This is a genomic window from Rathayibacter sp. Leaf185, from assembly GCF_001423885.1.
Classification (GTDB): domain Bacteria; phylum Actinomycetota; class Actinomycetes; order Actinomycetales; family Microbacteriaceae; genus Rathayibacter.
Window position 1 is genome coordinate 1 of sequence record NZ_LMPP01000006.1, and the last position, 24,335, is coordinate 24,335.

The following is a 24,335-nucleotide window of genomic DNA, read 5'->3' on the forward strand; positions in this document are numbered from 1 at the left end:
ATCCCACGATCACGACCGAGAGAACCGTCACCACCAAATCCACCGAACCGTCACCGATGTCCTGAGACAGAACTGTCACCGATGTCCCGAGACTTCACAGGCGGGACACCGCGCGCGCGGCGGTATCTCGATGAGAACTGGTTCCGTCGGTGGGGACCGGACCGCGACCTATCCTGGAAGCTCCCGATCCTGGAGGCGCCGTGAACGTCCGCGAGCTCCTCACGCACCCCGAGCTGCAGCTCACCCTCGTCAGCGGTGACGACGTGCAGCTCGCACGCGCGGTCTCGGGCACGTACACGATCGACCTGCCCGACCCCGGCCGCTTCCTCTCTCCCGGAGACGTCGTGCTGACCAGCGCGCTGTGGACCTCGGGCCGCGAGAGCGTCGAGCGCTTCGTCGGCGGGGTCGCCGACCGCGGAGTCGTCGCGATCGTCGTCGGGCTGATCGCGGTCGGCTCGCTGCCCGCCGGGATGATCGAGGTCTGCCGCCGGAACGGCGTCGCACTCCTGACCGTGGCGCCCGACGTGTCGTTCAAGGCCATCGCGCAGACCGTCGCCGGAGTCGTGGCGCAGGCCGACCTGCCGACGCTCGGACGCGAGGCCCGCTTCGCGCGGCGCCTGCTCGAGGATCTGGCGTCGGGCGAGGGCGTGCACGTCGCGCTCCGCGCCTTCTTCGAGGAGTTCGCCCACGGCAGCTGGGTCGTCGACCATGCGGCGACCCTGGTCGCCTCGGCCGGCGGGATGCCCGGCGCCGCCGACTACGGGGCCGCATGGGAGGCGTCGCTCGCCTCCGCCGACGACCGCTGGGAGGTCACGGAGCAGGGGCGCGCTCTCTCGCGCCGCGCGCTGTTCTCGCCCGGAGGCGAGCGGGTCGGCGTGCTCGTGGTCACCGGTGACCAGCGCGGCTGGTCGGACGAGACGGCCGACGCCGTCGAGCTGCTCGCGAGCGCGGTCGGCGGACGCCTCGATCTCGCGCGGCGGCAGGAGGCGGAGGGGGGCGGTCCGCTGCTCGAGCTGCTCCGCGCCGTGGAGCACGACGAGCTGCCCGACGCCGAGATCGCCGTGCGGCTCCGGCTGCTCGGCGCCCGTCTCGGCACGCCGCTGCGCGTGGTGACCGCGCGGTCCGACGACCCGGCACTGCCTCCGGAGGCGCTGGCGCGGCTGCTGCGCGACGCCGCCGAGCGGGAGCACGGGCTCGCCCTGAGCGCGGTGCTCGACGGAGGCGCTGTGCTCGTTCTCGGCGACGCTCAGGACGAGACGCGGTCGCCGGCTGCCGCTCTGCAGTCTGCCCTCGAGGCCGCGCCGTGGCTGCTCCGCGGGCGGCACGTGGCGATCGGAGTCGGGGACGCGTCCCGCAGCCCCGCGCAGCTCGGCCGGTCGCTGCTCGGCTCCCGGGCGCGGAGTGCGGCGGCGAGCGGCGGGATCGTCTCGGTGCTCGAGCACACGGTGGCGGTCTCGAGCGATGGGCTGCTCGAGTTCGTCGCCCCGCGCACCCGGGCGGCGTTCGCGCGCGAGGTCCTGGGCGAGCTGGTCCGCTACGACGACGAGCACCGCACCGACCTCGTCGAGACGCTGCGCGTGTTCCTCGAGGGCAACGGCTCCTGGCGCCAGTCCGCCGACCAGCTGCACCTTCACGCCAGCACGCTCCGCTACCGCGTGCAGCGGATCGAGGCGCTCACCGGGCGCGACCTCGCCTCGATGACGGATCGCGTCGACCTGCATCTGGCGCTGCGCTACCTCTGAGGCGCGCTGACGCCGAGCGAGGCCCGAGTCGGGGGGGGGCATCGGGCTGCCGCTGGGCGGCGCGCCACCTCCGCTGGCGCGGTCCGTCGACGAGGTGTCGCGAACGGGGCCTCGGGACGGTTCGATGTCGGACGTCGCTGATTCAGTGCAGGTATGGACGACAGAGGCGAGGCGGCAGCGGTGGTGACGCCTGACACGGTCAGGGCGCTCACCGACATCGCCGCGGGTGCGGGCGTCACCTCCTCGCTGGCGACGCTCGCCCGGGCCACCGCGCTGTACGCGGCGTACCGGGCGGCGCGGCTCGTCCCGGAGGCGTTCGCCCGGGGTGGCGACCTCACCCGCAGCGAGTCCCGCGATCTCTTCGAGCGGTCGATCCGGGCCGAGTTCGCGGTCGCGATGCGGACCTCGGAGCGGAGGATGACCCGCACCCTCGAGCATGCACGGCTGCTGATCGAGGAGCTGCCGCAGACTCGCGCGGCGCTCGCGGACGGCGCGATCCTCTGGGAGGCGAGCGAGGTGATCTGCGACGCCGCGGCCGTCCTTCCCGCCGCGTCACGGGCAGCGCTCGACGAGTGCGCGGCAGAGGTCGCGCTCACCGCGACTCCGACGCAGTTGCAGAGAGCTGTCGCACGGATGCGCGACGAGTTGCACGACGAGCCGCTCGCTCTGCGTCACGTGCGCGCCCGCGCCGACCGGACGGTGTGGATCAGTCCCGAGATCGACGGGATGGCGACACTCGGAGCGCTCCTTCCGGCGACGGTCGCGATGGGCGTGTACAACCGCATCGACCGCATCGCCAGGAGTCTCCGTGACGGTGCTCGCGGCGACTGTGACGATGCCGGCGGCAGCACCAGTGACGGCATCGGGGAGGAGCGCACGCTCGCGCAGCTGCGCGCCGACGCGTTCGGCGATCTCCTCACCGATGGCGACATCGCGGGGACCACACCCGTGAGCGATCCGGAGGCGACGGCGCCGACCTTCGTCCCCGGGGTGCGCGCCGAGGTCCGGCTGACACTCGCCGCGAGCACCGCCTCCGGAGCGGACGACGCTCCCGCCGACCTCGACGGCTACGGCCTGATCCCCGCTGACGTCGCGCGAGAGCTCGTCGGAGTCGGCGCGTCGTTCACCCGGATCCTCACCGACCCGGACACCGGAGCGGTCACGTCCGTCGGCCGCACCCACCGGGTCCCGCAGGCGCAGATGCGACTCCACCTGCAGCTGCGGGATCAGACCTGCCGGTTCCCCGGCTGCACGCGTCCGGCGTCTACCAGCGAGGCCGATCACACGATCGAGTGGCGGAACGGCGGCGAGACGTCCCTCCAGAATCTCGCGTCGCTCTGCACCGGCCATCATCACGTCCGTCACGGCGATCGGTGGACCTACGTCCTGCACCCCGACGGCAGCACCGACTGGACCACCCCCACCGGACGCCGGGTCAGCACCCGACCACCCGTCCTTCCCGGGCGGCCACCCGATGCGCCTCCGCGACCGCGCTTCGACGACGGCCCGCCGCCCTTCTGAGGTCCCGGCCGGCGGCGATGCCCGGCAGGTCGACACTCCGACCTCATGTCCTGACGCTGGTGGATCTCGATACGCGCGCTGCGGGCTCGAGGGATCCACCTGGTCGGACTGAGCTCAGTCGACCGCGTACGCGTCGATCCGGGCGAGCAGCGCCTCCTGAGCAGACGCGTCGGCCCACGAGCCGAGCACGGAGTTGCGCGCCAGCTGCACCAGCTCGTCGCGCGTGAATCCCGCGGCCTCCATCGCCGCGTAGTTGTCGGCGATGTACCCGCCGAAGTAGGCGGGGTCGTCGGAGTTGACCGTCACCCGAACCCCGCGCTCGAGCAGCCCCCGCATCTCGCCCGCCTTCATGTCGCTCGAGACGAACGAGTTCGACAGCGGGCAGCAGGTCAGCGCGAGTCCGCGGTCGACCAGCACCTGGACCAGCTCGGGCGCCTCGACGATGTTGGTGCCGTGGTCGATGCGGTCCACGCCGATCTCCTCCAGCGCCTGGCGGATGTGCTCCACGCCGTTCGGCTGGTCGACGTCGCAGTGCATCGTCAGCCGCAGCCCCGCCTCCCGCGCCCGTGCGAACACCGGCGCGAACTTCGCCGGCGGGTTGCCGCGCTCGTCCGAGTCGAGGCCCACGCCGATGAGGCGGTCGGCGAACGGCAGCGCGGCCTCGAGGGTCTCGCCGGCGCTCTCGGCCGACATGTCGCGGAGGAAGCAGAGGATCAGCGACGCGTCGACACCGAGGGCCGCCGCGTCGACCGCCGCACGGTGGTACCCGCCGATCACGGCCTCGAACGGCACTCCGCGCGAGGTGTGCGCCTGCGGGTCGAAGAACGCCTCCACCCGCACGACCCCGTCGGCCGCCGCGCGGCGGAAGTACGCCGACGCGAGGTCGTAGAAGTCCGCCTCCTCGCGCAGCACGTCCATCGCCGGGTAGTAGACGGCGAGGAACGAGGCGAGCGAGTCGAAATCGTAGGCGAGCGCCTCGGGCACGGGGAGGCCGTTGCGCCGGGCGAGCTCGGCGCGCAGCTCGGGCTCGAGGGTCCCCTCGAGGTGCACGTGCAGTTCGACCTTGGGCAGTCCGACGAGGAAGGAGGACACGGGGCGCCTTTCGGGAGGAGGGTCAGCGGCCGGTCGCGATGAAGTCCATCGCGACCAGGGGTCCGGGCAGCACGGCGCCGATCACGGTGCGGGCGGGTGGATCGACGGGGAAGTACTGCGCGTACACGGCGGAGGCGGCGGCGAAGTCGCGCTCGAAGTCGCTGAGGATCAGCGTCACCCGCACCACGTCGGCGAGCCTCAGGAGGAACTCGCCGGCGAGGAGCCGCTCGATGTTGTCGAGGGCCGAGGCCGTCTGCGCCGCGATGCCCTCGGGGATCGAGCCGTCGAGCGGCGAGAACGGTCCGATGGCCGAGCCGTAGACGACTCCGTGGGCCTCGACGGCGTGACTGTAGGCGCCCCGGGGAGCGCCGAGCGCCTCCGCCGTCACGAACCGCCGAGCCCCGGCGACGCTCATCGGGGCGGCATTTCGCCCGACACGACGCGCCCACGCGAGACCACCGCGACGATGTTCTCGGCGCGCAGATCGTCGATGCTCTCCCACGGCCGCCCGCGCAGCACGACGAAGTCGGCGCCGAAGCCCTCGGCGAGCCGTCCGACGCGCGAGCCGAGGCCGACGACCGCCGCGGCGTCCGAGGTCGCCGAGACGAGCGTGCGCTCGGACGTCCAGCCGAACGCGTCGCGCATCCGCCGCACCTCGTCGAGCTGCTCGCCCCAGTCGACGTACACGCCGTTCGCGTCGGTCCCGAGCACGAAGCGCACGCCGGCCTCGCCCGCGGCGAGGAAGCCTGCGTCGCGGGTGGCGACCACGTCCTGCGCCTTGAGCGACGCCTCCGGGGTCGACGGCGCGCGCCCGGCGGCGATCACGTCGTTGATGAACAGGGTCGGAGCGACGGGAAGGTTGCGCTCGACGAGCGTCGCCCAGTGCTGCGGGCCGATGGCGGTGCCGTGCTCGATCGAGTCGACGCCCAGCGCGAGCGCCCGGTCGAGCCCGGCGACGGAGTGGGTGTGCGCGGCGACCGGCATCCCGAGCGCGTGCGCCTCGTCGATCGTCGCGGCGATCTCGGCGTCGGTCTGGTTGCGCCAGCCGACCCGGTCGCCCATCGAGAGCACGCCTCCGCTGGTGTAGATCTTGATGCCGTCGGCGCCCGCACGGGCCCAGGTGCGCACCAGGCGCCGGCACTCGTCGGGGCTGTCGGCCACGCGGTCGCGGTGCGGGTAGTGCGGAGGCACGAAGAGGTCGCCGTGGCCCGCGGTCATGCCGACGGCGCCGTGGTTCACGAGCCGGGGGCCGTCGGCGATGCCCTGGTCGAACATCCGCGCCACGGTCATCTGCAGCTCGTCGGCCCCGAGGTCGCGGAGGGTCGTGACACCCGCGCGGGCCGCCTTGCGGGCGTTGTTCGCGATGTGGAACACGCGCTCCTCGCGCGGGGTGATCAGGCCCCACGAGGTGAAGTCGGCCGTGCCCTCGCCCGAGTACGCGCCGAGGTGCACGTGCGTGTCGACGAGCCCGGGGATGACGGAGAAGTCGGCCTCGCCGGACGCCTCCGAGACCGAGTCGATCCGGTCGCCGTCCCATGCCAACGTCGCGGTGCCGAGGGAACGGGTCCCGTCCCACACGGTGCCGGTGATGCTGCCGGTGATGCTGTCGCTCATGCTCATCCTCAGTTCTGTCCGCCGAAGCGGACGGCCGCCAGTCTCTCGCCGATCGCCACGACCGCATAGGCCACGACTCCGAGCGCCGTGATCACCGCGAGGGACGCCCACAGCTCGTCGTAGCGGAACCCGGCCGACGCGCGCTGCACCGCGCCGCCGAGTCCCTTGCCCGTCGCCAGCCACTCGGCCAGCATCGCGCCGCTCAGGGCGGAGGGGACCGCCACCTTGGCCGCCGCGAAGATCGCCGGCACCGCCGTCGGCAGCGCCACCTTGAGCAGCACGTCCAGCGGAGATCCGCCGTAGACCGTGACCAGCTCGAACGACTCGCGCGAGAGCGAGCGGAGCCCGAACACGACCGTGACCAGCGCGGGGAAGAACACCGCGACGGCGCCGACCACCGCGACCGACGCGATCCCGTTGCCGATCGCCAGCGTGATCAGCGGAGTGACGACGATCAGCGGCATCGACTTCAGCAGCATCGCGATCGGCATCACGGTCGCCTCGAGCGAGCGGATCAACACGAACAGCACCGCGATCGCGAGCGCCACGAGCATGCCCGCGACATAGCCGACGAGCGCGTCGAGGGCGGTGACACCGAGGTTGCCGAACACGATCGCGCGGTTCTCGGCGGCGTCCGCCTCGGTGAAGAGGTAGACGGCGACATCGGTCGGGGTCTTGCCGAGCAGCGGAGACACGTCGGCGATCGCGAGGAACGCGTACCAGAACGCGAGCGAGAGAACGACGGCGACGGCGAGCGGCACGAGCTCGGCGCGGACGATGCGGAGCGCGAGGCGACCGGTGAGGTCGCGCGGCCGGCGCGCGGCCCGGGACGCCGTGCGGGTGGCGGTGCTCATACGACACCTCCGGTGCGGCGCAGAACGGCGCGGCGCAGGACGGCGCGGCGGGTGGCGCGCGGAGTGCCCGTCACGCGCGGCATCATCCAGCGGCCGAGCGCCGCGATCAGCGCGTAGCCGAGGATCGTGACGAGGCCGCTGGTCACTGCGAAGGCCCAGGCGCGCTCGACGTCCATCTGGCGCTGCGCGACGGCGAGCGCGACTCCGAGACCGGTGGTCACGCCTCCGAGGTACTCGCCGAGCACCGCGCCGAGGATCGCCGCGGGGACGCCGACCTGCAGCGCCGTGATCGTCGCCGGCACGGCCGCGATGGCCTGCACCTTGACGATCTGCGCCCAGCGCCCGCCGCGGTACGCCGCGACGAGGTCGAGCGCCGTGCGGGGCGCCGAGCGCACGCCGAGCAGCGCGCCGATGAGCGTGGTGAAGAACACGAGGAGCGCTGCGAGGAAGATCGAGGTCGTCCGGCCGCCGAAGATCACGAGGATCACCGGCCCGACCGCGGTCAGCGGCAGGCAGTGGCTGATGACGCCGATCTGCTCGATCACGCGGTGCGTCCACGGCACGAGCAGGGCGACGGTCGCCAGCGCGAGCGCCGCCAGGTTGCCCCAGAGGTAGCCCTGGCCGGCGGCGAGCACCGTGTCGCCGACGTTCCGGAGGTAGAAGACGGGCCCGTCGCGGACGAACGCGGCGACGATCGCTCCCGGGCTCGGCACGGCGCGGCTCTCGCGGTAGACGGTGTCGGCGAGGATCCACCACACCGCGACGAAGACCGCGAGGCCGGCGACGACGCGCCAGTTCGCGCGGAGGGCCGTCACGCCTCGTCCTCCATCGCGACACCGTGCTGCGAGAACAGCAGGTCGGTGATGCGGTCCTCGATCGCGTGGAACTCGGGGCTGCGCAGCATCTCGACGGTGCGCGGGCGCGGCAGGTCGATGTCGATCACCTCGACGATCCGGCCGGGGCGCGGCGACATCACGGCGACCGTGTCCGAGAGGAGGATCGCCTCGGCGATGCCGTGCGTCACCATCAGCGTCGTCGCGGGCCGCGCGGTCCAGATGCGCTGCAGCTCGAGGTTCAGCCGCTGCCGCGTCATGTCGTCGAGCGCGCCGAACGGCTCGTCCAGCAGCAGCAGATCGGGCTCGACCACGAGGGCACGGGCGATGGAGGCGCGCTGGCGCATGCCTCCCGAGAGCTGCGACGGGTACGCGTCCTCGAAGCCGCTCAGCCCGACCAGGTCGAGCAGATCGGGGATGCTGTCGCGCTTGGCCGCCTGGCGGGTGAGCTCGAGCGGCAGACGCACGTTCGAGCGCACCGAGCGCCAGGGCAGCAGGGCCGCGTCCTGGAACGCGATGCCCAGCTGGGCCGAGCGCTTGGTGCCGACGACGGGGGTCCCGTGGATCGAGACCGAGCCGGTGGTCGGCTTCTCGAGCCCCGCCAGCATCCGCAGGATCGTCGACTTGCCGCAGCCCGAGGGGCCGAGCAGCGACAGGAACGACCCGCGCGGGGTGACGAGGTCGACCTCGGCGAGCGCCTGGACCGAGCGCGATCCGAGGTCGAACCGCTTGCTCAGGCCGCTCAGGCGGATGCCCTCGGTGGTCGCGATGGTCATCTCAGTTCTCCAGAAGCTCGGGGTGCTCCTCGTAGACCTCGTCGATCAGCGTGGTGTCGAAGAGCTGGTCGGCGTCGAGCTCGATCCCGGTCAGCGCGAGCGACTCGACCGACTGCTCCTGCAGCTCGGGAGTGATGGTGAGCAGGCCGTTCTCGTCGGTGTCGGCGGTCACGATCAGCCCGGTCTGGGTCGTCATGACCTGCGCCTGCTCCTCGACCTTGTAGTTCTGGTCGGCCGCGTAGTCGGTGACGACGGTCTCGGCGGTCGCCTCGGGGTCGGCGACGGCGTCCTTCCAGCCGCGGGCGACCGCGTACAGCAGCGCCTTGACCTTCTCGCGGTCGTCGTCGATGCTCTCCTGCGCCACGACGATCGTCTCGCCGACCATCGGCAGGCCGGTGTCGGCGAGCAGGAACTGCTGGGCCGAGAAGCCGCGCTGGTTGAGCGTGTTGGCGCCGGCGGTCGCGTAGCCGATGTAGCCGTCGACCTGGCCGGTGGTGAGCAGCGTCGAGTCGGTGAGCGGCACGCGGTCGACGTCGGACTCGTCGATGTCGTTCGCGGCGAGGAACGCGCGCCAGACGAGGTCGTTGCTGTCGCTCACTCCGATGGTCCTGCCGACCATGTCCTGCGGGGTCTCGATCGGAGCGTCGGTCAGCGACACGATCGCGAACGGGTTCTTCTGGTACGTCGCGCCGACGATCTTCATCTCGGCGCCCTCCGAGATCGCGGGGCCGGTGATCAGGGGCGAGGAGACGCCGGCGAAGGCCGATCCGCTCGCGATGGCGGTCTCGGCGCCGGTCGCGCCGGTGCCGCCCGGGGTGAGGGTGACGGAGTCGAAGCCCGCGTCGGTGAAGTAGCCGTTGGCGTCGGCGAGGTACTCGCCCGCGAACTCGACGTGGGGCACCCACGACAGCTGCACGGCGGCCTCGCCGAACGATCCGTCCTCTCCGGAGGCGGCCGCGTCGGAGCCGCTCGAGCAGGCGGTGAGCGCGGTGGTGGTCGCGAGGGCGACGGCGAGGGCGCCGAGCAGCGCGCGGCGGCGGGCGGGAGTGGTCGTGGGCATGCGGACTCCGATGCGGTGGAGGGAGGAGGAGCGGGGCGGGCCGGGGGAGGCTCCACCAGTCGACCAGAGCGCGGCCGCCCGGCGCCTCGTCGCACGGAGGAGGTGTGCGGCGGAGCGCCGCGTCCTCCCCGATGCACGCACACCCAGTGTTGCGGCCAGGTTTCGAGCCGGTGATCCTCCGCCGCTCCTCCGCGCACCGTGGAGACTCGCGGCCCTGAAGCCCGCGCGCCCTGCACGATCCGAGGAACACGGACCCGCAGCCGGGATCACATCGTCACGACCAGCCGCTCGGTGGACGCCCACTCCCGCTCGATGTCGGCGAGCGGCACCGCGCGCAGCGGCAGCGTCAGTCCGCCCGTCGCCGCGAGCGCCAGGATCTTCGGCAGCTCGGCCAGCAGGAGGCGCGGGGCGATCGATCCCGCACCGCTGCCGGTGATCGAGATCGACGACGCCCGCAGCAGCGAGGCGTCGAGCGAGACGCGCGATCCCGCCAGCGCGCCGATCTGCACGTACGTGGTCGCGGAGGCGGTGTGCGCGAGACCGGTGCGGCGCAGGGCCTCGAGCGCCGCCTCCGCCACCGGACCCCAGAGGTAGTCGAGCACCACGTCGATGCCGTCGGGCGCGGCACGGCGGAGGCTCGCCACGAGGTCGTCGTCGATCCGCACGGTCGCGACGCGGTCATCCTCGACGAGACGCGCGAGGGCGTCGGCGTTGCGGCCTGCGGCGATCACGCGGCCCGCGCCGAGGTGCAGCGCGATCGCGACGGCCAGCGACCCGGAGGCGCCGGTCGCACCGAGCACGAGCACCGTCTGCCCCGGCCGCAGCGCCGCTGCCCCGACCAGCGGCAGCCAGGCCGACATCGCCGGGTTCACGATCCCCGCGGCCTCGACACTGCCGAGCGACTCCGGGACCGGGACTGCGAAGCCCGCCGGCACGATCGTCCGCTCGGCGAGCGTGCCGAACGGATCGGGCGAGCCGCCGGTGTAGACCCTGGTGCCGTCCTCGAGCAGCCCGACGCCGTCGACCCCGGGGACGAACGGCAGCTCGTCGCCCGATCCGTAGTGCGCGCCGGCGGCCAGCGACCGGACGATGCGGTGCACGCCGACGGCGAGCATCCGAACGGGGACGAAGCCCTCCTGCGGCTCGGGATCGCGGAACTCGGCGCAGCGGGGCGGGGTGCTGAAGTCGGTGACGACGGCGGCTCTCATGATGTCTCTTCTCTTTGAACAGTGTTCAACAACGGATGAGCGCTACTGTTACTGAACACCGTTCAAAAGTCAAGGAGACGCCATGGCGAAGCTGACGCGCGACGCGATCGTCGAGGCCGCGTTCGACCTCCTCGCCGAGGGCGGGCTCGCCGCGATCACCGCCCGCGCCCTCGCGGAGCGCCTCGGCGTGCGTGCCGGCGCCCTCTACTACCACCTGCCCGACATGGCGGCCCTGGCCGACGAGATGGCGACGGTGATGATGCGCGAGATGGTGCGCGCCGAGATCCCGCCCGGCGACTGGCAGGACGTCGTCCGTGCGACCGCCGCGCACCTCCGGGCGGTGCTGCTGCGCTACCGCGACGGCGCCCGGCTCTTCTCGGGGACCTACCTCATCGACGACGAGGCGATCGGATCGATGGAGGTGCCGCTCACCCGCCTCACCGACGCCGGCTTCGCGCTCATCGATGCGCTGCGGGCGATGCAGACGCTCACCGCCTTCGTCACCGGCAGCGTCATCGAGGAGCAGCACCGCGCCTCCGCCCCCGAGCGCTACACCGCGGCGAGGCGTCACCAGCGGATCGACGCCGAGCGCTTCCCTCTCACCGACGCGGTCAGCGAGGCGTTCGTCGGCGCGCCCGACGAGGCGTTCGCCTGGGGGGTCGAGACGCTCGTCGCCGGCTTGGCCGCGCGCCGCGCCTCCTGACGCCGCGCGCGGGGGAACCGGCTCAGCCGGCGGCGACCGAGGTCGAGTCCAGCAGGCCCTCGAGGCGGGCGTAGCTCGTCTCCATGCCGTCGGTCATACCGGTCGCGAGGACGGCGTCGCGCTGGGCGGCGTCGGCGTAGGTGATGACCAGGGTCAGCAGCGTGCCATCGGCCGTGGGAGTCAGGGTCATCTCATTGAGCGTCGCGGGGAAGCCCGTCCCGATCATCGCCTCGGTGGTGACCGCCCTGACGGGCTCCTCCGACTCGAGGAGCTCGCCCGTGAAGCCGAACCGCTCGTCGCCGCCGTCGCGCTGCCACTCGTAGCGGTAGCTCCCGCCCACCTCGGTCGCGATCTCGCAGACGGGCATCGACCAGCCGTCGGGTCCGAGCAGCCACCGCCTCATCAGCTCGGCGTCGGTGTGCGCCCGCCAGACCTGCTCGACGCTCCCGCGGATCACCCGCGACACCCGCACCTGGGTGTCGCTGAGGATCTGCGCCTCGGTGGCGCGATCCGCGGCGAAGGAGGCGAGGTCGGCGAGGACCGCGTCGATCTGCGCCATCGCCTCGCGGGTGCCCTCCTCCATCCCCATGGCGACGAGCTGCTCGAGCTGGTCGAGCGAGTCGAACGACGAGGTCGTGGTGAGCCGGGTGCCGCCCGGGATCTCGTCGAACGCGAAGACGGCGCGGGTGGCGGGCAGGTCGGCACTCGGCGCGCCCGTCTCGTCGGCGAACCGGTCGATCACCTCGAACGAGCGCATCGGATCGACGGCGGTCCAGTCCCAGCAGCCGTAGTGCTGGTCGCCCTCGGGCCCGGTCATCCGGTACACGCTGCGGCCGTCCGCTTCGCCGTCGTGGCGGAGGAAGGTGGCCGGGTAGGTCGGCGGCCCCCAGAAGCGCTCGATCTGCCGCGGGTCGAGGTACGCGTCCCAGACGCGCTGAACGGGAGCGGCGAAGTCGGCGACGATCGTCAGGGTGAGGCGGTCGAGGTCCTTCTCGACGGAGGTGATGGGCATGACGGGCCTTTCGAGTGGAGTCGGTCAGACAGGGTTCTGCGAGGAGCCAGCGTCGGGCTCGGGTTCGGCGAGCAGCGCGTCGAGCCGGTCGATGCGCCCGCGCCAGATCTCCTCGAACCCGTCGAGCAGGCGCTGGGCCTGCCGGAGTCGCCCGGGATCTGCGCGGACGAGGCGCTCGCGGCCGAGCGGTCGCTTGGTCACGAGCATCGCCTCCTCGAGCACGGCGACGTGCTTCTGCACCGCCGCGAACGACATGTCGTAGCGGTCGGCGAGCTGCGAGACGGACACCTCTTCCCGGAGGGTCCGCCGGACGATGTCGCGCCGGGTCGCGTCGGCCAGCGCCCGGAACATCCGGTTCACGTCGGCGTCGGAGAGTTCATGTACAACCATGTGATTGCACATTACGACCGAACCGATGGCGCCGCAAGAGGGCCTCGGTCACACCGTCGGCGTCAGCTCCTGCAGCCCCGTCACGCGCAGCAGATCGAGCCGCGCCTCGTCGGCCGATCCCGGCACCACCGTGTACACCACGATCCGCAGGTCGCCGCCGGTCACCGAGAGCACGTCGCAGTCGACCGTGATCGGCCCGACGGGCGTCGCCGTGACCGTCTTGCGGCTCGCGCGGTGCTCGGCGACGTGCGCCTGCGACCAGCGTGCGGCGAAGTCCGCCGAGGCCGCCCGCAGGCGCACGACCAGGTGGGCGAGCGCGGCGTCGTCGGGGTAGCGGCCGACGGCAGCGCGCAGGTCGGCGACGAGGTCGGCCGCGAACTCCTCCTCGTGCCGCTCGTCGAAGTCGGTGCCCGCGTGGCCCTGGGTGAAGTGCCGCCAGACGAGATTGCGGTCGAGCCCGGTGAAGCGCGAGGGGTCGCCGTTGATCGCGGCCCAGAGCGGGTTCCACAGCAGGATGTCGTGGGCCGCGGTGAACACGGCGAGCGGCACGTCGCCCAGGCGGTCGACGATGCGCTGCACCCCCGGGGTGATGTGCTGCGGAACCTGCGCCGGCGTCGGCGGCGCGACTCCGGCGACGCGGAAGAGGTGGTCGCGCTCCTGAGCCGTCAGCCGGAGGGCGACGGCCAGGGCGCCCAGCAGCTGCCCCGAGGGGTTCACCGCGCGGCCCTGCTCGAGCCGCACGATGTAGTCGACGCTCACGCCGGCGAGGGCGGCGAGCTCCTCGCGACGGAGCCCGGCGGTGCGCCGGCCGGCCCCCGCGGGCAGTCCGACCTCCGCCGGGCGGACGCGCTCGCGCCACGACCTCAGCACGCTCGCGAATTCGCTCATGCCCCCATGCTCCCCCCTCCGGGGCGCTGCGGTCCTGGTACCGGCAGTCCTGGTATCAGCAGTCCTGGCGCCAGGCGATACCTGGGGCGGCGGGCGGCACGGGCACAGCATGGGGACATGACAACGACACTGATCACCGGGGCCAACCGCAGCCTCGGACTCGAGACCGCCCGCCGCCTCCTCGAGGCCGGCCACACCGTGTACGCCGGAATGCGCGACACCGCCGACGGGGACGCCGTCCGCGCCCTCGGAGCGCACGCCGTGCAGCTCGACGTCCTCGATGCGGCGAGCGTCGATGCGGCGATCGCCTCCCTGCCCGAGCTCGACGTGCTCGTCAACAACGCCGGCGTGCTCGGCACCTCCTTCGGCGTCGACGACCTGTCGGCGGAGGCGATGGCGAGCGTCCTCGACACCAACGTCACCGGGATCGTCCGGGTGACCCAGGCCGCGCTGCCGCTCCTCCGACGCTCGGCCGCGCCCGTGATCGTGAACGTCTCCTCCGGGGTCGGCTGGCCTCGCGCCCTCTCCACCCCGAGCGCCGACGAGTTCCCCGTCCAGGCCGTGCCGTACGCCGCGTCGAAGGCCGCGGTCATCGCCCTGACGGTGCAGTACGCCAAGAACCTGCCGGAGTTCCGCGTCAATGTGACCGATCCGGGCTACACCGCGACCGACTTCAACGGCCACGGCGGCCACCAGACCGTGACGGAGGGCACCGACGCGACGGTCGCCCTCGCACTCATCGGCCCCGACGGCCCCACCGGCGAGTTCCACTCGCGCCACGGGCGCATCGAGTACTGATCCGCCTCGAGCGAACCCCCGGACCGGGATTCTCTGTCCGGGGTTCCCTGGGCGCCCGCGACGATTCGTTGCAAGGGGCAACAAAAGGTCGGCGCGCGCGGCAGAATGGGTGGCATGACGCAACGGAGCAACTGGGCGGGCACCTACGAGTACCGCGCCGCCGACATCATCGAGCCCGAGTCGATCGAGGAGGTGCAGCGCCTCGTCCGCGAGAACGACCGCGTCCGCGCGCTCGGCTCCCGCCACTCCTTCAACTCGCTCCCCGACACCCCGGGCGCCCTGCTGCACCTCGGCCGCCTCGCCTTCGAGCCGGTGATCGACGCCGACGCGAACACGATCACCGTCCCGGGCGCCACCCGCTACGGCATCGTGGCCCAGCACCTGCACGCCAACGGCTACGCCCTGCACAACATGGGCTCCCTCCCCCACATCTCGGTCGCCGGAGCGATCTCGACCGGCACCCACGGGTCGGGCGACCGCAACGCGAACCTCTCCTCCGCCGTCTCGGCGCTCGAGCTCGTCACCGCCGACGGGTCGCTCCGCACCATCCGCCGCGGCGAGCCCGGCTTCGAGGGCGTGGTCGTCGGACTCGGCGCCTTCGGCATCGTCACCCGCGTCACCCTCGACATCCAGCCGACCTTCGACGTCCGCCAGGACGCCTTCGTCGACCTGCCGTGGGACCGCGTGCTCGACGATTTCGACGCGATCACCTCCTCCGCCTACAGCGTCAGCCTCATGACGCACTGGTCGAGCCCGACAGTCGAGCAGCTGTGGCTGAAGACCAAGGTCGAGAACGGCTCGGTCGCGGATGTCGACGCGACGCACCTCGGCGCGATCGCCGCCTCCGCCTCGCTCTTCGCCGTCTCGGAGGGCGTCGACTCGAACCTCAACCCGTTCGGCGGCTCCGTCGGACCGTGGTCGGAGCGCCTGCCGCACTTCCGCCTCGACCGCGAGCCGAGCGCCGGGGACGAGATCCAGAGCGAGTACATGGTGCCGCGCGCGAACATCCGCGAGGCGATCGTGGCCCTCCGGGCGATCGGCGAGCGGATCGACGAGGTGCTGCTGATCACCGAGCTGCGCACCATGGCGGGCGACGACCAGTGGCTCTCCCCCGCGTCGGGTCGCGACAGCGTCGGCGTCCACTTCACCTTCGCCAAGGACCGCGCGGGAGTCGACGCGGTGCTGCCCGCCGTCGAGGGCGCGCTGCTGCCGCTGGGCGCCCGGCCGCACTGGGGCAAGCACTTCCTCGCCGGCGCCTCCGAGATCGCGCCGCTCTACCCGCACCTCGCCGACTGGCGCGCGCTGCGCTCCGAGTGGGACCCGGCCGGCACGTTCGCGAGCGACTTCGTGCAGGAGCGCCTGCTGGGCTGACGGCTCGCCGCCTTTCGCGAGATGCCACTTGGGTACGCCTCCGCCGGCGTGTCGCGTACACGAGTGGCATCTCGCGGAGCTGTCAACGGGGTCCGCGGCCGGGGCACGAGTCGTAGCGTCGAGGGGACGAGAGGGAGGCGCACCATGCCCAGGAACGAGCAGATCCCGTCCACCATCGAGCGCTCCGACGAGCACGCGCAGGCCCTGTGGTCGGCCGCGCACGACTCGGCCGTCGAGAGCTACGGAGACGGCGAGCGCGCCCACCGCACCGCCTTCGCCGCGCTCAAGCACGAGTACGAGAAGGTCGGCGACCACTGGGAGCGCAAGGCCGAGAAGGGTCCGTCCGACGACCGTGCCGCCCAGAGCGGCCCCTCCGGCTCGGGCGAGGCGGCAGGCGGAGTCGACGCGAACGCCACCAAGGCGCACCTGCTCGACCTCGCGAAGCGCCTCGACATCCGCGGCCGCTCCCGCATGACCAAGCCCGAGCTCGTCGAGGCCCTCCAGCGCGAGAACACCAAGCGCACCCGCAAGGCCGCAGACTGACCCTCCACCCGGCTCCTGCTCCGCGGGCTACTGGATCAGCGCGTCGCGGATCGCCGCCATCCCGAGCTCGAGCTCGGCGAACGTCGTCGACAGGGGCGACAGCCCGATCCGAATGCCGTCCGGCCGGCGGAAGTCGGGGATGATCCCCTCGGCCTGCAGCCGCGGCACCAGCCCCGCGAACGACTCGTGCGCGATCGTCACGTGCGAGCCGCGCTCCTGGGGCACCCGCGGAGTCGCCACCCGCACTCCGAGCGGCACCAGCCACTCGTCGGCCAGCTCGAGCGCATAGGCCGTCATCGCCTCCGACTTCGCGCGCACCGCGGGCATGCCGACCGCGCCGATCAGCCCGATCATGTCCTGCATGGCGACCATCGCCGTGATCGGAGGCGTCCCGCTGAGGAACCGCCGCATCCCGTCGGCGGGCGCGTAGCCCGGTCCCATCTCGAACATGTCGGCGACGCCCATCCAGCCCTGGATCGGCTGCGCGAGCGAGCCCTGGTGCCGGGACGCCACGTACGCCCACGCGGGCGCCCCCGGGCCTCCGTTGAGGTACTTGTACGAGCAGCCGACGGCGAGGTCGGCCCCCCACGCGTCGAGCTGCATCGGCACCGACCCGACCGAGTGGGAGGCGTCCCACAGCACGAGCGCGCCCGCCGCGTGCGCCTGCGCGGTGATCGCCGCGGCATCGGCGAGGAACCCCGAGCGGTAGGCGACGTGGCTCAGCAGCACGAGCGCGGTGCGCTCGCCGAGCACCGGGGCGAGATCCTCCGTCGAGACGCCGCGCTCGGGGTCGGAGGTGATCCAGCGGAGGGTGCTCCCGGTCTCGGCCGCGATGCCCTCGAGCACGTAGCGGTCGGTCGGGAAGTTGTCGGTGTCGACGACGATCTCGTCGCGACCCTCCGCCGCCTGTCGCGCGACCGCGGCGCGCGCCAGCTTGTAGAGGAGCACGGTCGTCGAGTCGGCGACCACCGTCTGCCCCGCGGCCGCACCGAGCGCCGCCGCGCCGAGCGCATCGCCGACCTCGAGCGGGCGGTCGAGCCACGACTCCGCCCAGCCGCGGATGAGGCGGCCGCCCCACTCCTCCTCGGCGAACCGCGCGAGGCCCTCGACGCTCGCCCGCAGCGGCCGCCCGAGCGAGTTGCCGTCGAGGTAGGAGCGCACCTCGGGGGTGCGGACGAACAGCTCGGGGTACGGCGCGAGCGGGTCCTGGGCGTCGAGCGGATGCATCCCCTCAGCGTAGGCTCGCCCGCCGACACGCCTGAGCGGCCTCGCCCCGCTCGAGACTCCACGAGTTGTCGTACTCGGCACCCGACTACGACAACTCCTGCGTTTTCGGCGGTCCACGCAGGGGAGGGGCGCGCGGGAGGTGCGCCGCCGAGAACCTGAGAAGTCAACGAGCAGACGCCGATCCGCCGCCCACCTACGCTCGCCGGAGGACGACCACCCCCGACCCCGGAGCCGCCCCGTGATCAAGCACACCCCCGCCCTGCAGAACGATCTCGACGCATGAGGGTCACCGACACCAGCGACCTGTGGTGGCGCTCCGCCGTCTTCTACAACCTCGACGTCAAGACCTTCATGGACTGGAACGACGACGGCGTCGGCGACCTCGAGGGCCTCGCGCACCGCATCGACTACCTCGCCGAGCTCGGCGTCAGCTGCCTCTGGCTCGCACCGTTCTACCCGTCGCCGGGCCGCGACAACGGCTACGACATCAGCGACTTCTTCGGAGTCGACGAGCGCTACGGCCACCACGGCGACGTCGTCGAGGTCATCCGCACCGCCCACGACCGCGGCATGCGCGTCATCGTCGACCTCGTCGTCAACCACACCAGCGACCAGCACCCGTGGTTCCAGTCCGCGCGCTCCTCCCCCGACAGCCCCTACCGCGACTACTACCTCTGGCGCGACGAGGCGCCGGCCGACCAGCCGGCGAACGTGTTCCCGGACGCGGAGGACGGCGTCTGGTTCTTCGACGACGAGGCCGGGCAGTACTACCTGCACAACTTCTACCGCCACCAGCCCGACCTCAACACCGACAACCCGGCCGTCCGCGACGAGATCGCCAAGCTCGTCGGCTTCTGGCTGCAGCTCGGCGTCGACGGCTTCCGCGTCGACGCGGTGCCCTATCTGATCACCCCCGGCGCTCCCGACGAGCACGAGTGGCTGCGCCTGCTCCGCCGCTTCGTCTCGCGCCGCTCGGGCGAGGCGATGATGCTCGGCGAGGTCAACATCGGCCGCGACGAGCAGCTCGCGTTCTTCGGCGGCGAGGACGCGGACGAGCTGTCGATGCAGTTCGACTTCATCGGCAATCAGCGCCTCTACCTGGCGCTCGCGCGGGGCGAGGCGGCACCGCTGGCGGAAGCGCTCGCGAGCCGCCCCGCGATCTCGACCGGCAGCCAGTGGGCGAACTTCGTCCGCAATCACGACGAGCTCACCCTCGATCAGCTGTCCGACGACGAGCGCGACGAGGTCTTCGCGGCGTTCGCTCCGGAGCAGTCGCAGCGGATCCACGGGCGCGGCATCGTCCGCCGCCTCCCGCCGATGGTCGACGGCGATCCGCGTCGCATCCGGATGATCTACAGCCTGCTGTTCTCGCTGCCCGGCGCGCCCGTCCTCTACTACGGCGAGGAGATCGGGATGGGCGAGAATGCCGCCGTCCCTGGGCGCAGCGGCGTGCGCACGCCGATGCAGTGGAGCGCGGCGGCGAACGGCGGCTTCTCGCGGGCCGACGCCTCCGACCTGGTCGCCGCCGTCACCGAGGGCGGCTTCTCGCCCGAGCACGTGAACGCGGCCGACCAGCTGCGCGACCCCGACTCGCTGCTCGCGCACGTGAAGGGCCTCGCCCGGCTGTACCGACGCTCGCCCGAGATCGGCTGGGGCGAGTACACGCACCTGCCCGCCGACGACCCGGCCGTCTTCGCGCACCGGGTGTCGGCGTCGACGGGGACCACGATCGCCGCGCACAGCTTCGCGTCGGCTCCGAGCACGGTGACGCTCCGGCTCCCCGACGCGCCGGCCGGGGCCCGCCTCGTGGACTCTCTCACGGGCGAGTCGATGCCCGTCGACTCCGACGCCTCCGTGACCCTCGCCCTCGACGGCTACGGGGCTCGCTGGTTCCGCCTCGTGACGGACTCCTCCCGCCGCCTGGTCTGACGCCGCCGCCTCCGATACCCCCCCCCGACAATCCCGGCAGCCCGCCGTCCGGGCGTTCCCTGAGAAAGCACGAGGCGTTCTCACGGCGGGCATCCCTACTCTGGCTCGGTGGACTTAGACACTCTCCTCAACATCGGCCTCGTCATTCTCTTCGTCCTCATCGGAGGCGTCTTCGCCGGCACCGAGATGGCCATCGTCAGCCTCCGCGAGAGCCAGGTCCGCGCGATCGAGGCCGGCAGCGAGCGCGGTCGCCGCATCGCCGAGCTCGTCCGCAACCCCAACACGTTCCTCTCGGCGGTGCAGATCGGCGTCACCCTCGCCGGCCTCTTCTCGTCGGCGTACGGCGCCTCGACGATCGCCCCCGACCTCGTCCCGCCCCTCGAGTCGCTCGGGCTCTCGGCAGGCGCCGCCTCGACCGTCGCGCTCATCGCGATGACGCTCGTCATCGCCTACCTGTCGCTCGTGCTCGGCGAGCTCGTGCCCAAGCGTCTGGCCATGCAGAAGTCGGTCGCCTTCACCAAGATCCTCGCCCCGCCGCTCAACGGGCTGGCACGCCTCATGCGACCGGTCATCTGGCTGCTGTCGGTGTCGACCGACGCCGTGGTGCGCCTCCTCGGGGCCGACCCGCGCGAGAAGGGCGAGAGCGTCTCGGCCGACGAGGTGCGCGACATGATCTCGAGCAACACCGAGATCCACGAGGACAGCCGCCGCCTGCTCACCGACATCTTCCGGGCCGACGACCGCCGCGTCGCCGAGGTGATGCGCCCGCGTCACGACGTCGACTTCCTCCGCGGCGAGCTTCCGGTGGCGGAGGGGTACCGCGCCGTCCTCGGCGCCCCGCACTCGCGCTACCCGGTCGTCGGCGAGAGCTTCGACGACGTGCTCGGCTTCGTCCACGTCCGCGACCTGATGGCCGCGTATCCGGAGGAGTCGCCTCGGACCGTCGCGGACATCACCCGCCCCATGCTCGCCGTCCCCGGCACCACGAAGGTGCTCTCGGCGCTGCGCACCATGCGCCAGGACGGCCACCAGATCGCGGTCGTCATCGACGAGTACGGCGGAACCGACGGCATCATCACGCTCGAGGACCTGCTCGAGGAGCTCGTCGGCGAGATCTACGACGAGTACGACGGCGCCCGCCAGGAGGGCGACGCGAAGGCCGCCGAGAACCTCCTCGAGATCGACGGCGGCATGATCCTCGAGGACCTCGAGGAGCTCCTCCACGTCGAGCTGCCCGAGGGCCCGTACGAGACCGTCGGCGGCTACATCCTCGACCGCATCGGCCGCGTCGCCGTGGTCGGCGACTCGCTCGTCGTCGGCGACCACCTCCTCCGCATCGCCGAGACCGACCGCTACCGGATCTCGCGCATCACCCTCGTGCCGCAGCCCGCGTCGGCCGCCTCCGCCGCGGAGGAGCCCGAACCGGCCTCCTAGGCCCTCACGGCAGACGCGTCTCGACCCAGCGCGTCGCCGGCAGGCCGCGCGCCCCGGGCCGCGCCAGCCACAGGCCGCCCGCGGAGGGGTGCGCCGCCTTCTCGTCGGCCGACAGGTCGCGCGAGGCGGAGGAGACGACCGCCACGTCGAGCCCCTCGCCCGCGAAGGCGATGCTCGAGACGTGCGGTGCATCGACGGCGATCCCCTCACCCTCGACGAGCAGCCCCTCGGAGTCGTACACCCGCACGCCGCTCCCGCCCCAGATCGCGCACCACAGCCGGCCCTCGGAGTCGACCGTCATCCCGTCGACGAACACGCCCTCCTCCAGCTCGATGAACGTCTCGCGGGCGCCGTCGGGGTACGAGCGGCGGTGGACGACCCCGGACTCCGTGTCGACCGAGTACATCACCGAGCCGTCGGGCGACCAGCCGAGCCCGTTCGAGAGCCTCAGGTCGTGGTCGAGCACCGTGATCGAGCCGTCGTGCTCGAGGCGGAGGAGCACGTCGTCGCCCACGGAGTCGCCGAGCGTGAGCGACCCGACCACCAGCCGGCCCTGCGGGTCGATCGAGCCGTCGTTGAAGCGGTGGCCCTCGGGCAGCAGCTCGGAGCCGCGGGTCAGCGAGCCGTCGACCTCGAGGATCGCGAGGCACCGGGTCAGCGCGACGAGCACGCGTCCGTCGCCGAGCGGCAGGGCGCAGCCGACCTGCTCGCCCACGTCCGAGCGCGAGATCGCGCCTATCCCCTCCGCGGTGAGCGGTGCCGAGAGCACGGCGCCCGCTTCGATGTCGACCCAGGTCACGCGGCCGGTGCCGGCGTCCCAGACGGGGCCCTCGCTGAGGACGTAGGAAGGAGTGCCCGCAGGCGTCGCGTCGATCATCCGCCCACCGTAGCCGCGGGCGGTGGGAGGGCGCGGGGCGCTTGACGCGCTCCCTGCGACGAGCGAGCGCGCCTCCGCGGCCACCCAGCGGACGAAGTCGGCCGCAGGGTCCGCGAGGCTGGGATCCGCCGGCGTCACTCGGCGTCGCTGGTCGACAGCGGCCTCGAGCAGCCCGCGCCACCGGGGTTCGGTGCGGCCCAGCCACTCGGCCGCCTCCGACTTCCCGAGGACGGTTCCCGACGTCGCCGTCCACAACAGCCGGGCGGCGGTGAGCACGGCGTAGGGCTGCGCCCAGGCGTCCACCAGCACCGCCGGGTCGTCGCGAACCCAGAGCGCGCGCGCATCGGCCTGCTGCAGTGCCTCGGCCCGCATGGCTCGGGGCTCGATCTCGGGCACCAGCGTCGCGGCCGACGCGCCTGCGAGCGCGATCGCGCGATGCCGGAGCAGCCAGCGCGCGTTCCAGGTGTCGTCGTGCGAGGACTCCACCAGCTCGCGGCTGCCGTTGTCGACGTAGAGCCAGGGGCCGTGGGCTCCTACCGGGTCGCGCAGAGCGGAGGCGGTCACCCAGCTGCCCTCGAGCCGTCCGGCCCAGCGGAGAGGCAGGTCGGGAAGGGACCGGTGGAAGGCTCTCGCGTCCGCGATCCGGTCGGCGGTCAGTGCCTCCGCGCTCACGACCACGACATCGGCATCGCTCGCGCGATCGCCGCAGCCCAGCACGAACGAGCCCGTGAGGTGGACTCCGACGAGTCCGTCTCCGAGGATGTCCGCGACTCCGTCCCGCAGAGCGAGGAGGGTCTGCTCGAGATCCGCCGCCTCACCCTCCGGGAGCTGCCGCCGGAGAGTGGCGCGGATCGTCATGAGCCGACGGTACGCGCTTCTACACCTCCGCACACCGTGCGGACAAGGGGTGCATAGCCCGGCGATGCACGGGTCTATCGTCGTCTCGCCGCACCCGCGAAGTGCACGGAGCCGGGGCGACAGGAGGGCGTTCTCATGTCGACAGGTACGACCGACTCGCGCGACGCGAAGGGTCCGGTGCGCAGCCTCGTCCCGGCCCGCATCGACCGGCTGCCGTGGACGCGGTTCCACTGGTCGATCGTCGTGGGGCTCGGCTTCTCGTGGGTCCTCGACGGCCTCGAGATCCAGATCGTCGCCTCCGCGGGCTTCGCGAAGGAGTTCGGGCTCGACGCCGCCCAGGTCGGCGTGCTCGGCACCGTCTACCTCGTCGGTCAGATCGTCGGAGCGCTCATCTTCGGACGGCTCAGCGACAGGCTCGGGCGCCGCAAGCTCTTCATCCTGACCCTCGTGATCTACCTCGTCGCGAGCGGCCTGGCGGGCCTCGCGCCGAACTACCTGTTCCTCGCGGTCTTCCGCTTCTTCGCCGGCATGGGCATCGGAGGCGAGTACGCCGCGATCAACTCGGCCATCGACGAGCTCATCCCGTCGAAGTACCGCGGCCGCGTCGACATCGCGATCAACGGCACCTACTGGGGAGGCGCGGCGCTCGGCTCCGCGGCGAACCTGTTCTTCCTCAACGACCAGATCTTCGCCGAGAACGTCGGCTGGCGGCTCGGGTTCTTCCTCGGTCCGATCCTCGGACTCGCGATCATCTACCTCCGCCGGCACATCCCCGAGAGCCCGCGCTGGCTGATGACGCACGGTCGCGAGGAGGAGGCGGAGCGCACGGTCGACGAGATCGAGCGCCGGGTGGAGGCCGAGGGCGGCACGGTCGAGCCGGTCGACGACTCGAAGGCGATCACCGTGAAGGCCACCGAGAACATCCCGTTCCGCACCATCGCGCGCGTGCTGATCAAGCAGTACCCGAAGCGGACGCTTGTCGGCGCGACCATGATGATCACGCAGTCCTTCCTCTACAACGCGATCTTCTTCACCTACGCCCTGGTGCTCGAGAACTTCTACGGAGTCGAGCAGAGCGCGGTCTCGTACTTCTTCTTCCCGTTCGCGATCGGCAATCTGCTCGGCCCGCTCGTGCTCGGCCACCTGTTCGACGTGTGGGGCCGGCGGAAGATGATCTTCCTCACCTACGGGATCTCGGGCGCGGTGCTCGCGCTCTCGGCACTGCTGTTCAGCATGGACGTGCTGACGGCGACGACGCAGGTCGTGCTCTGGTGCGTCTCGTTCTTCTTCGCCTCGGCGGGCGCCTCGAGCGCCTATCTGACGGTGAGCGAGATCTTCCCGCTCGAGCTGCGCAGCCAGGCGATCTCGTACTTCTTCACCCTCGGGCAGATCGCCGGTGCCGTCGCGCCGACCCTCTACGGCGTGCTGATCGGTGACGGCAGCGACCGCGGACCGCTCACCGTCGGCTACTTCGTGGGCGCGGCCGTCATGATCGTGGGCGGGGTCGTCGCTCTGGTCTACGGCGTCGACGCCGAGCGCCGCAGCCTCGAGAGCATCACCGAGCCCCTGTCGACGGTGCGCGACTGACCCCTCGCGCGAGATGCC

The 24,335-nt window shown here is 72.2% G+C and carries 22 protein-coding genes; 9 read left to right on the forward strand and 13 right to left on the reverse strand.

All coding sequences use genetic code 11. The features are described 5' to 3' along the window. Window positions 1-200 precede the first annotated feature (200 nt). Together ASG06_RS16590 and ASG06_RS16595 are read left to right on the forward strand one after the other, a co-directional pair. Window positions 201-1,742: a PucR family transcriptional regulator gene (locus ASG06_RS16590; RefSeq protein ID WP_056044650.1), complete on the forward strand. Its 1,542-nt coding sequence runs from the start codon at window positions 201-203 to the stop codon at window positions 1,740-1,742. 153 nt (window positions 1,743-1,895) lie between these two features. After that, a complete protein-coding gene (locus tag ASG06_RS16595; protein ID WP_056044653.1) occupies window positions 1,896-3,263 on the forward strand; it encodes an HNH endonuclease signature motif containing protein in 1,368 nt (455 codons plus the stop codon). A gap of 114 nt (window positions 3,264-3,377) precedes the next feature. Here the strand turns inward: ASG06_RS16595 and add are convergent, their stop codons facing one another. From add to ASG06_RS16635, 8 genes are all read right to left on the reverse strand, one after another. Beyond that, window positions 3,378-4,355: an adenosine deaminase gene (add, locus tag ASG06_RS16600; RefSeq protein WP_056044654.1), complete on the reverse strand. Its 978-nt coding sequence runs from the start codon at window positions 4,353-4,355 to the stop codon at window positions 3,378-3,380. Window positions 4,356-4,377: 22 nt separating this feature from the next. Further along, complete coding sequence (locus tag ASG06_RS16605; RefSeq protein WP_056044656.1) at window positions 4,378-4,770, reverse strand: RidA family protein; 393 nt, start codon at window positions 4,768-4,770, stop codon at window positions 4,378-4,380. Continuing rightward, window positions 4,767-5,969: an amidohydrolase family protein gene (locus ASG06_RS16610; protein ID WP_162239035.1), complete on the reverse strand. Its 1,203-nt coding sequence runs from the start codon at window positions 5,967-5,969 to the stop codon at window positions 4,767-4,769. The genes ASG06_RS16605 and ASG06_RS16610 overlap by 4 nt, the downstream gene beginning before the upstream one ends. Before the next feature lie 8 nt (window positions 5,970-5,977). Next, window positions 5,978-6,823: an ABC transporter permease gene (locus ASG06_RS16615; RefSeq protein ID WP_056044660.1), complete on the reverse strand. Its 846-nt coding sequence runs from the start codon at window positions 6,821-6,823 to the stop codon at window positions 5,978-5,980. Then, complete coding sequence (locus ASG06_RS16620; protein ID WP_156466028.1) at window positions 6,820-7,638, reverse strand: ABC transporter permease; 819 nt, start codon at window positions 7,636-7,638, stop codon at window positions 6,820-6,822. Before ASG06_RS16620 ends, ASG06_RS16615 begins: the two co-directional genes overlap by 4 nt. Then, the gene (locus tag ASG06_RS16625) at window positions 7,635-8,432 is read right to left on the reverse strand and encodes an ABC transporter ATP-binding protein (RefSeq protein WP_056044662.1); all 798 of its coding nucleotides are present in this window, start codon (window positions 8,430-8,432) and stop codon (window positions 7,635-7,637) included. The genes ASG06_RS16620 and ASG06_RS16625 overlap by 4 nt, the downstream gene beginning before the upstream one ends. Before the next feature lies 1 nt (window position 8,433). Next, complete coding sequence (locus ASG06_RS16630) at window positions 8,434-9,492, reverse strand: ABC transporter substrate-binding protein (RefSeq protein WP_056044663.1); 1,059 nt, start codon at window positions 9,490-9,492, stop codon at window positions 8,434-8,436. 266 nt (window positions 9,493-9,758) lie between these two features. Further along, the gene (locus tag ASG06_RS16635; protein ID WP_056044665.1) at window positions 9,759-10,700 is read right to left on the reverse strand and encodes a quinone oxidoreductase family protein; all 942 of its coding nucleotides are present in this window, start codon (window positions 10,698-10,700) and stop codon (window positions 9,759-9,761) included. Between the two features lie 82 nt (window positions 10,701-10,782). Here ASG06_RS16635 and ASG06_RS16640 point away from each other — a divergent pair, with 82 nt between their 5' ends. Then, window positions 10,783-11,403, forward strand: a complete 621-nt coding sequence (locus ASG06_RS16640; RefSeq protein ID WP_056044667.1) for a TetR/AcrR family transcriptional regulator C-terminal domain-containing protein — start codon at window positions 10,783-10,785, stop codon at window positions 11,401-11,403. Window positions 11,404-11,425: 22 nt separating this feature from the next. Here the strand turns inward: ASG06_RS16640 and ASG06_RS16645 are convergent, their stop codons facing one another. From ASG06_RS16645 to ASG06_RS16655, 3 genes are read right to left on the reverse strand one after another with little or no spacing between them, the layout of a single operon-like run. Continuing rightward, complete coding sequence (locus ASG06_RS16645) at window positions 11,426-12,415, reverse strand: SRPBCC family protein (protein WP_056044669.1); 990 nt, start codon at window positions 12,413-12,415, stop codon at window positions 11,426-11,428. 24 nt (window positions 12,416-12,439) lie between these two features. After that, window positions 12,440-12,805, reverse strand: coding sequence for an ArsR/SmtB family transcription factor (locus ASG06_RS16650; protein ID WP_056044889.1), 366 nt, complete (start codon window positions 12,803-12,805; stop codon window positions 12,440-12,442). Window positions 12,806-12,853: 48 nt separating this feature from the next. Further along, window positions 12,854-13,693, reverse strand: a complete 840-nt coding sequence (locus ASG06_RS16655; protein WP_056044671.1) for a helix-turn-helix domain-containing protein — start codon at window positions 13,691-13,693, stop codon at window positions 12,854-12,856. 117 nt (window positions 13,694-13,810) lie between these two features. Between ASG06_RS16655 and ASG06_RS16660 the strand changes: the two genes are divergently transcribed. From ASG06_RS16660 to ASG06_RS16670, 3 genes are all read left to right on the forward strand, one after another. Continuing rightward, window positions 13,811-14,491: an SDR family NAD(P)-dependent oxidoreductase gene (locus ASG06_RS16660; protein WP_056044673.1), complete on the forward strand. Its 681-nt coding sequence runs from the start codon at window positions 13,811-13,813 to the stop codon at window positions 14,489-14,491. 114 nt (window positions 14,492-14,605) lie between these two features. Next, window positions 14,606-15,862 carry a D-arabinono-1,4-lactone oxidase gene (locus tag ASG06_RS16665; RefSeq protein WP_056044675.1) on the forward strand — a complete coding sequence of 419 codons (1,257 nt, stop codon included), beginning with the start codon at window positions 14,606-14,608 and terminating at the stop codon, window positions 15,860-15,862. A gap of 144 nt (window positions 15,863-16,006) precedes the next feature. Further along, entirely contained in the window at window positions 16,007-16,405 is a 399-nt protein-coding gene (locus ASG06_RS16670) for a ChaB family protein (RefSeq protein ID WP_056044677.1), read from the forward strand. A 27-nt stretch (window positions 16,406-16,432) separates the two neighbouring features. On the opposite strand, the gene ASG06_RS16675 is transcribed toward ASG06_RS16670, so the two are convergent. After that, on the reverse strand, window positions 16,433-17,632 hold the full coding sequence (locus ASG06_RS16675) for a kynureninase (RefSeq protein WP_056044679.1): 1,200 nt from the start codon (window positions 17,630-17,632) through the stop codon (window positions 16,433-16,435). Window positions 17,633-17,911: 279 nt separating this feature from the next. On the opposite strand from ASG06_RS16675, the gene ASG06_RS16680 reads away from it, so the two are divergent. Together ASG06_RS16680 and ASG06_RS16685 are read left to right on the forward strand one after the other, a co-directional pair. Next, the gene (locus ASG06_RS16680) at window positions 17,912-19,561 is read left to right on the forward strand and encodes an alpha-amylase family protein (RefSeq protein ID WP_056044680.1); all 1,650 of its coding nucleotides are present in this window, start codon (window positions 17,912-17,914) and stop codon (window positions 19,559-19,561) included. Between the two features lie 108 nt (window positions 19,562-19,669). Then, window positions 19,670-20,995 (forward strand): hemolysin family protein, encoded by a 1,326-nt coding sequence (locus ASG06_RS16685; RefSeq protein ID WP_056044681.1) that lies wholly within the window; start codon window positions 19,670-19,672, stop codon window positions 20,993-20,995. A gap of 4 nt (window positions 20,996-20,999) precedes the next feature. Here the strand turns inward: ASG06_RS16685 and ASG06_RS16690 are convergent, their stop codons facing one another. Further along, a complete protein-coding gene (locus tag ASG06_RS16690) occupies window positions 21,000-22,730 on the reverse strand; it encodes an SMP-30/gluconolactonase/LRE family protein (RefSeq protein WP_056044683.1) in 1,731 nt (576 codons plus the stop codon). 135 nt (window positions 22,731-22,865) lie between these two features. Here ASG06_RS16690 and ASG06_RS16695 point away from each other — a divergent pair, with 135 nt between their 5' ends. After that, a complete protein-coding gene (locus ASG06_RS16695; protein ID WP_056044685.1) occupies window positions 22,866-24,317 on the forward strand; it encodes an MFS transporter in 1,452 nt (483 codons plus the stop codon). The last annotated feature ends 18 nt before the right edge of the window (window positions 24,318-24,335 follow it).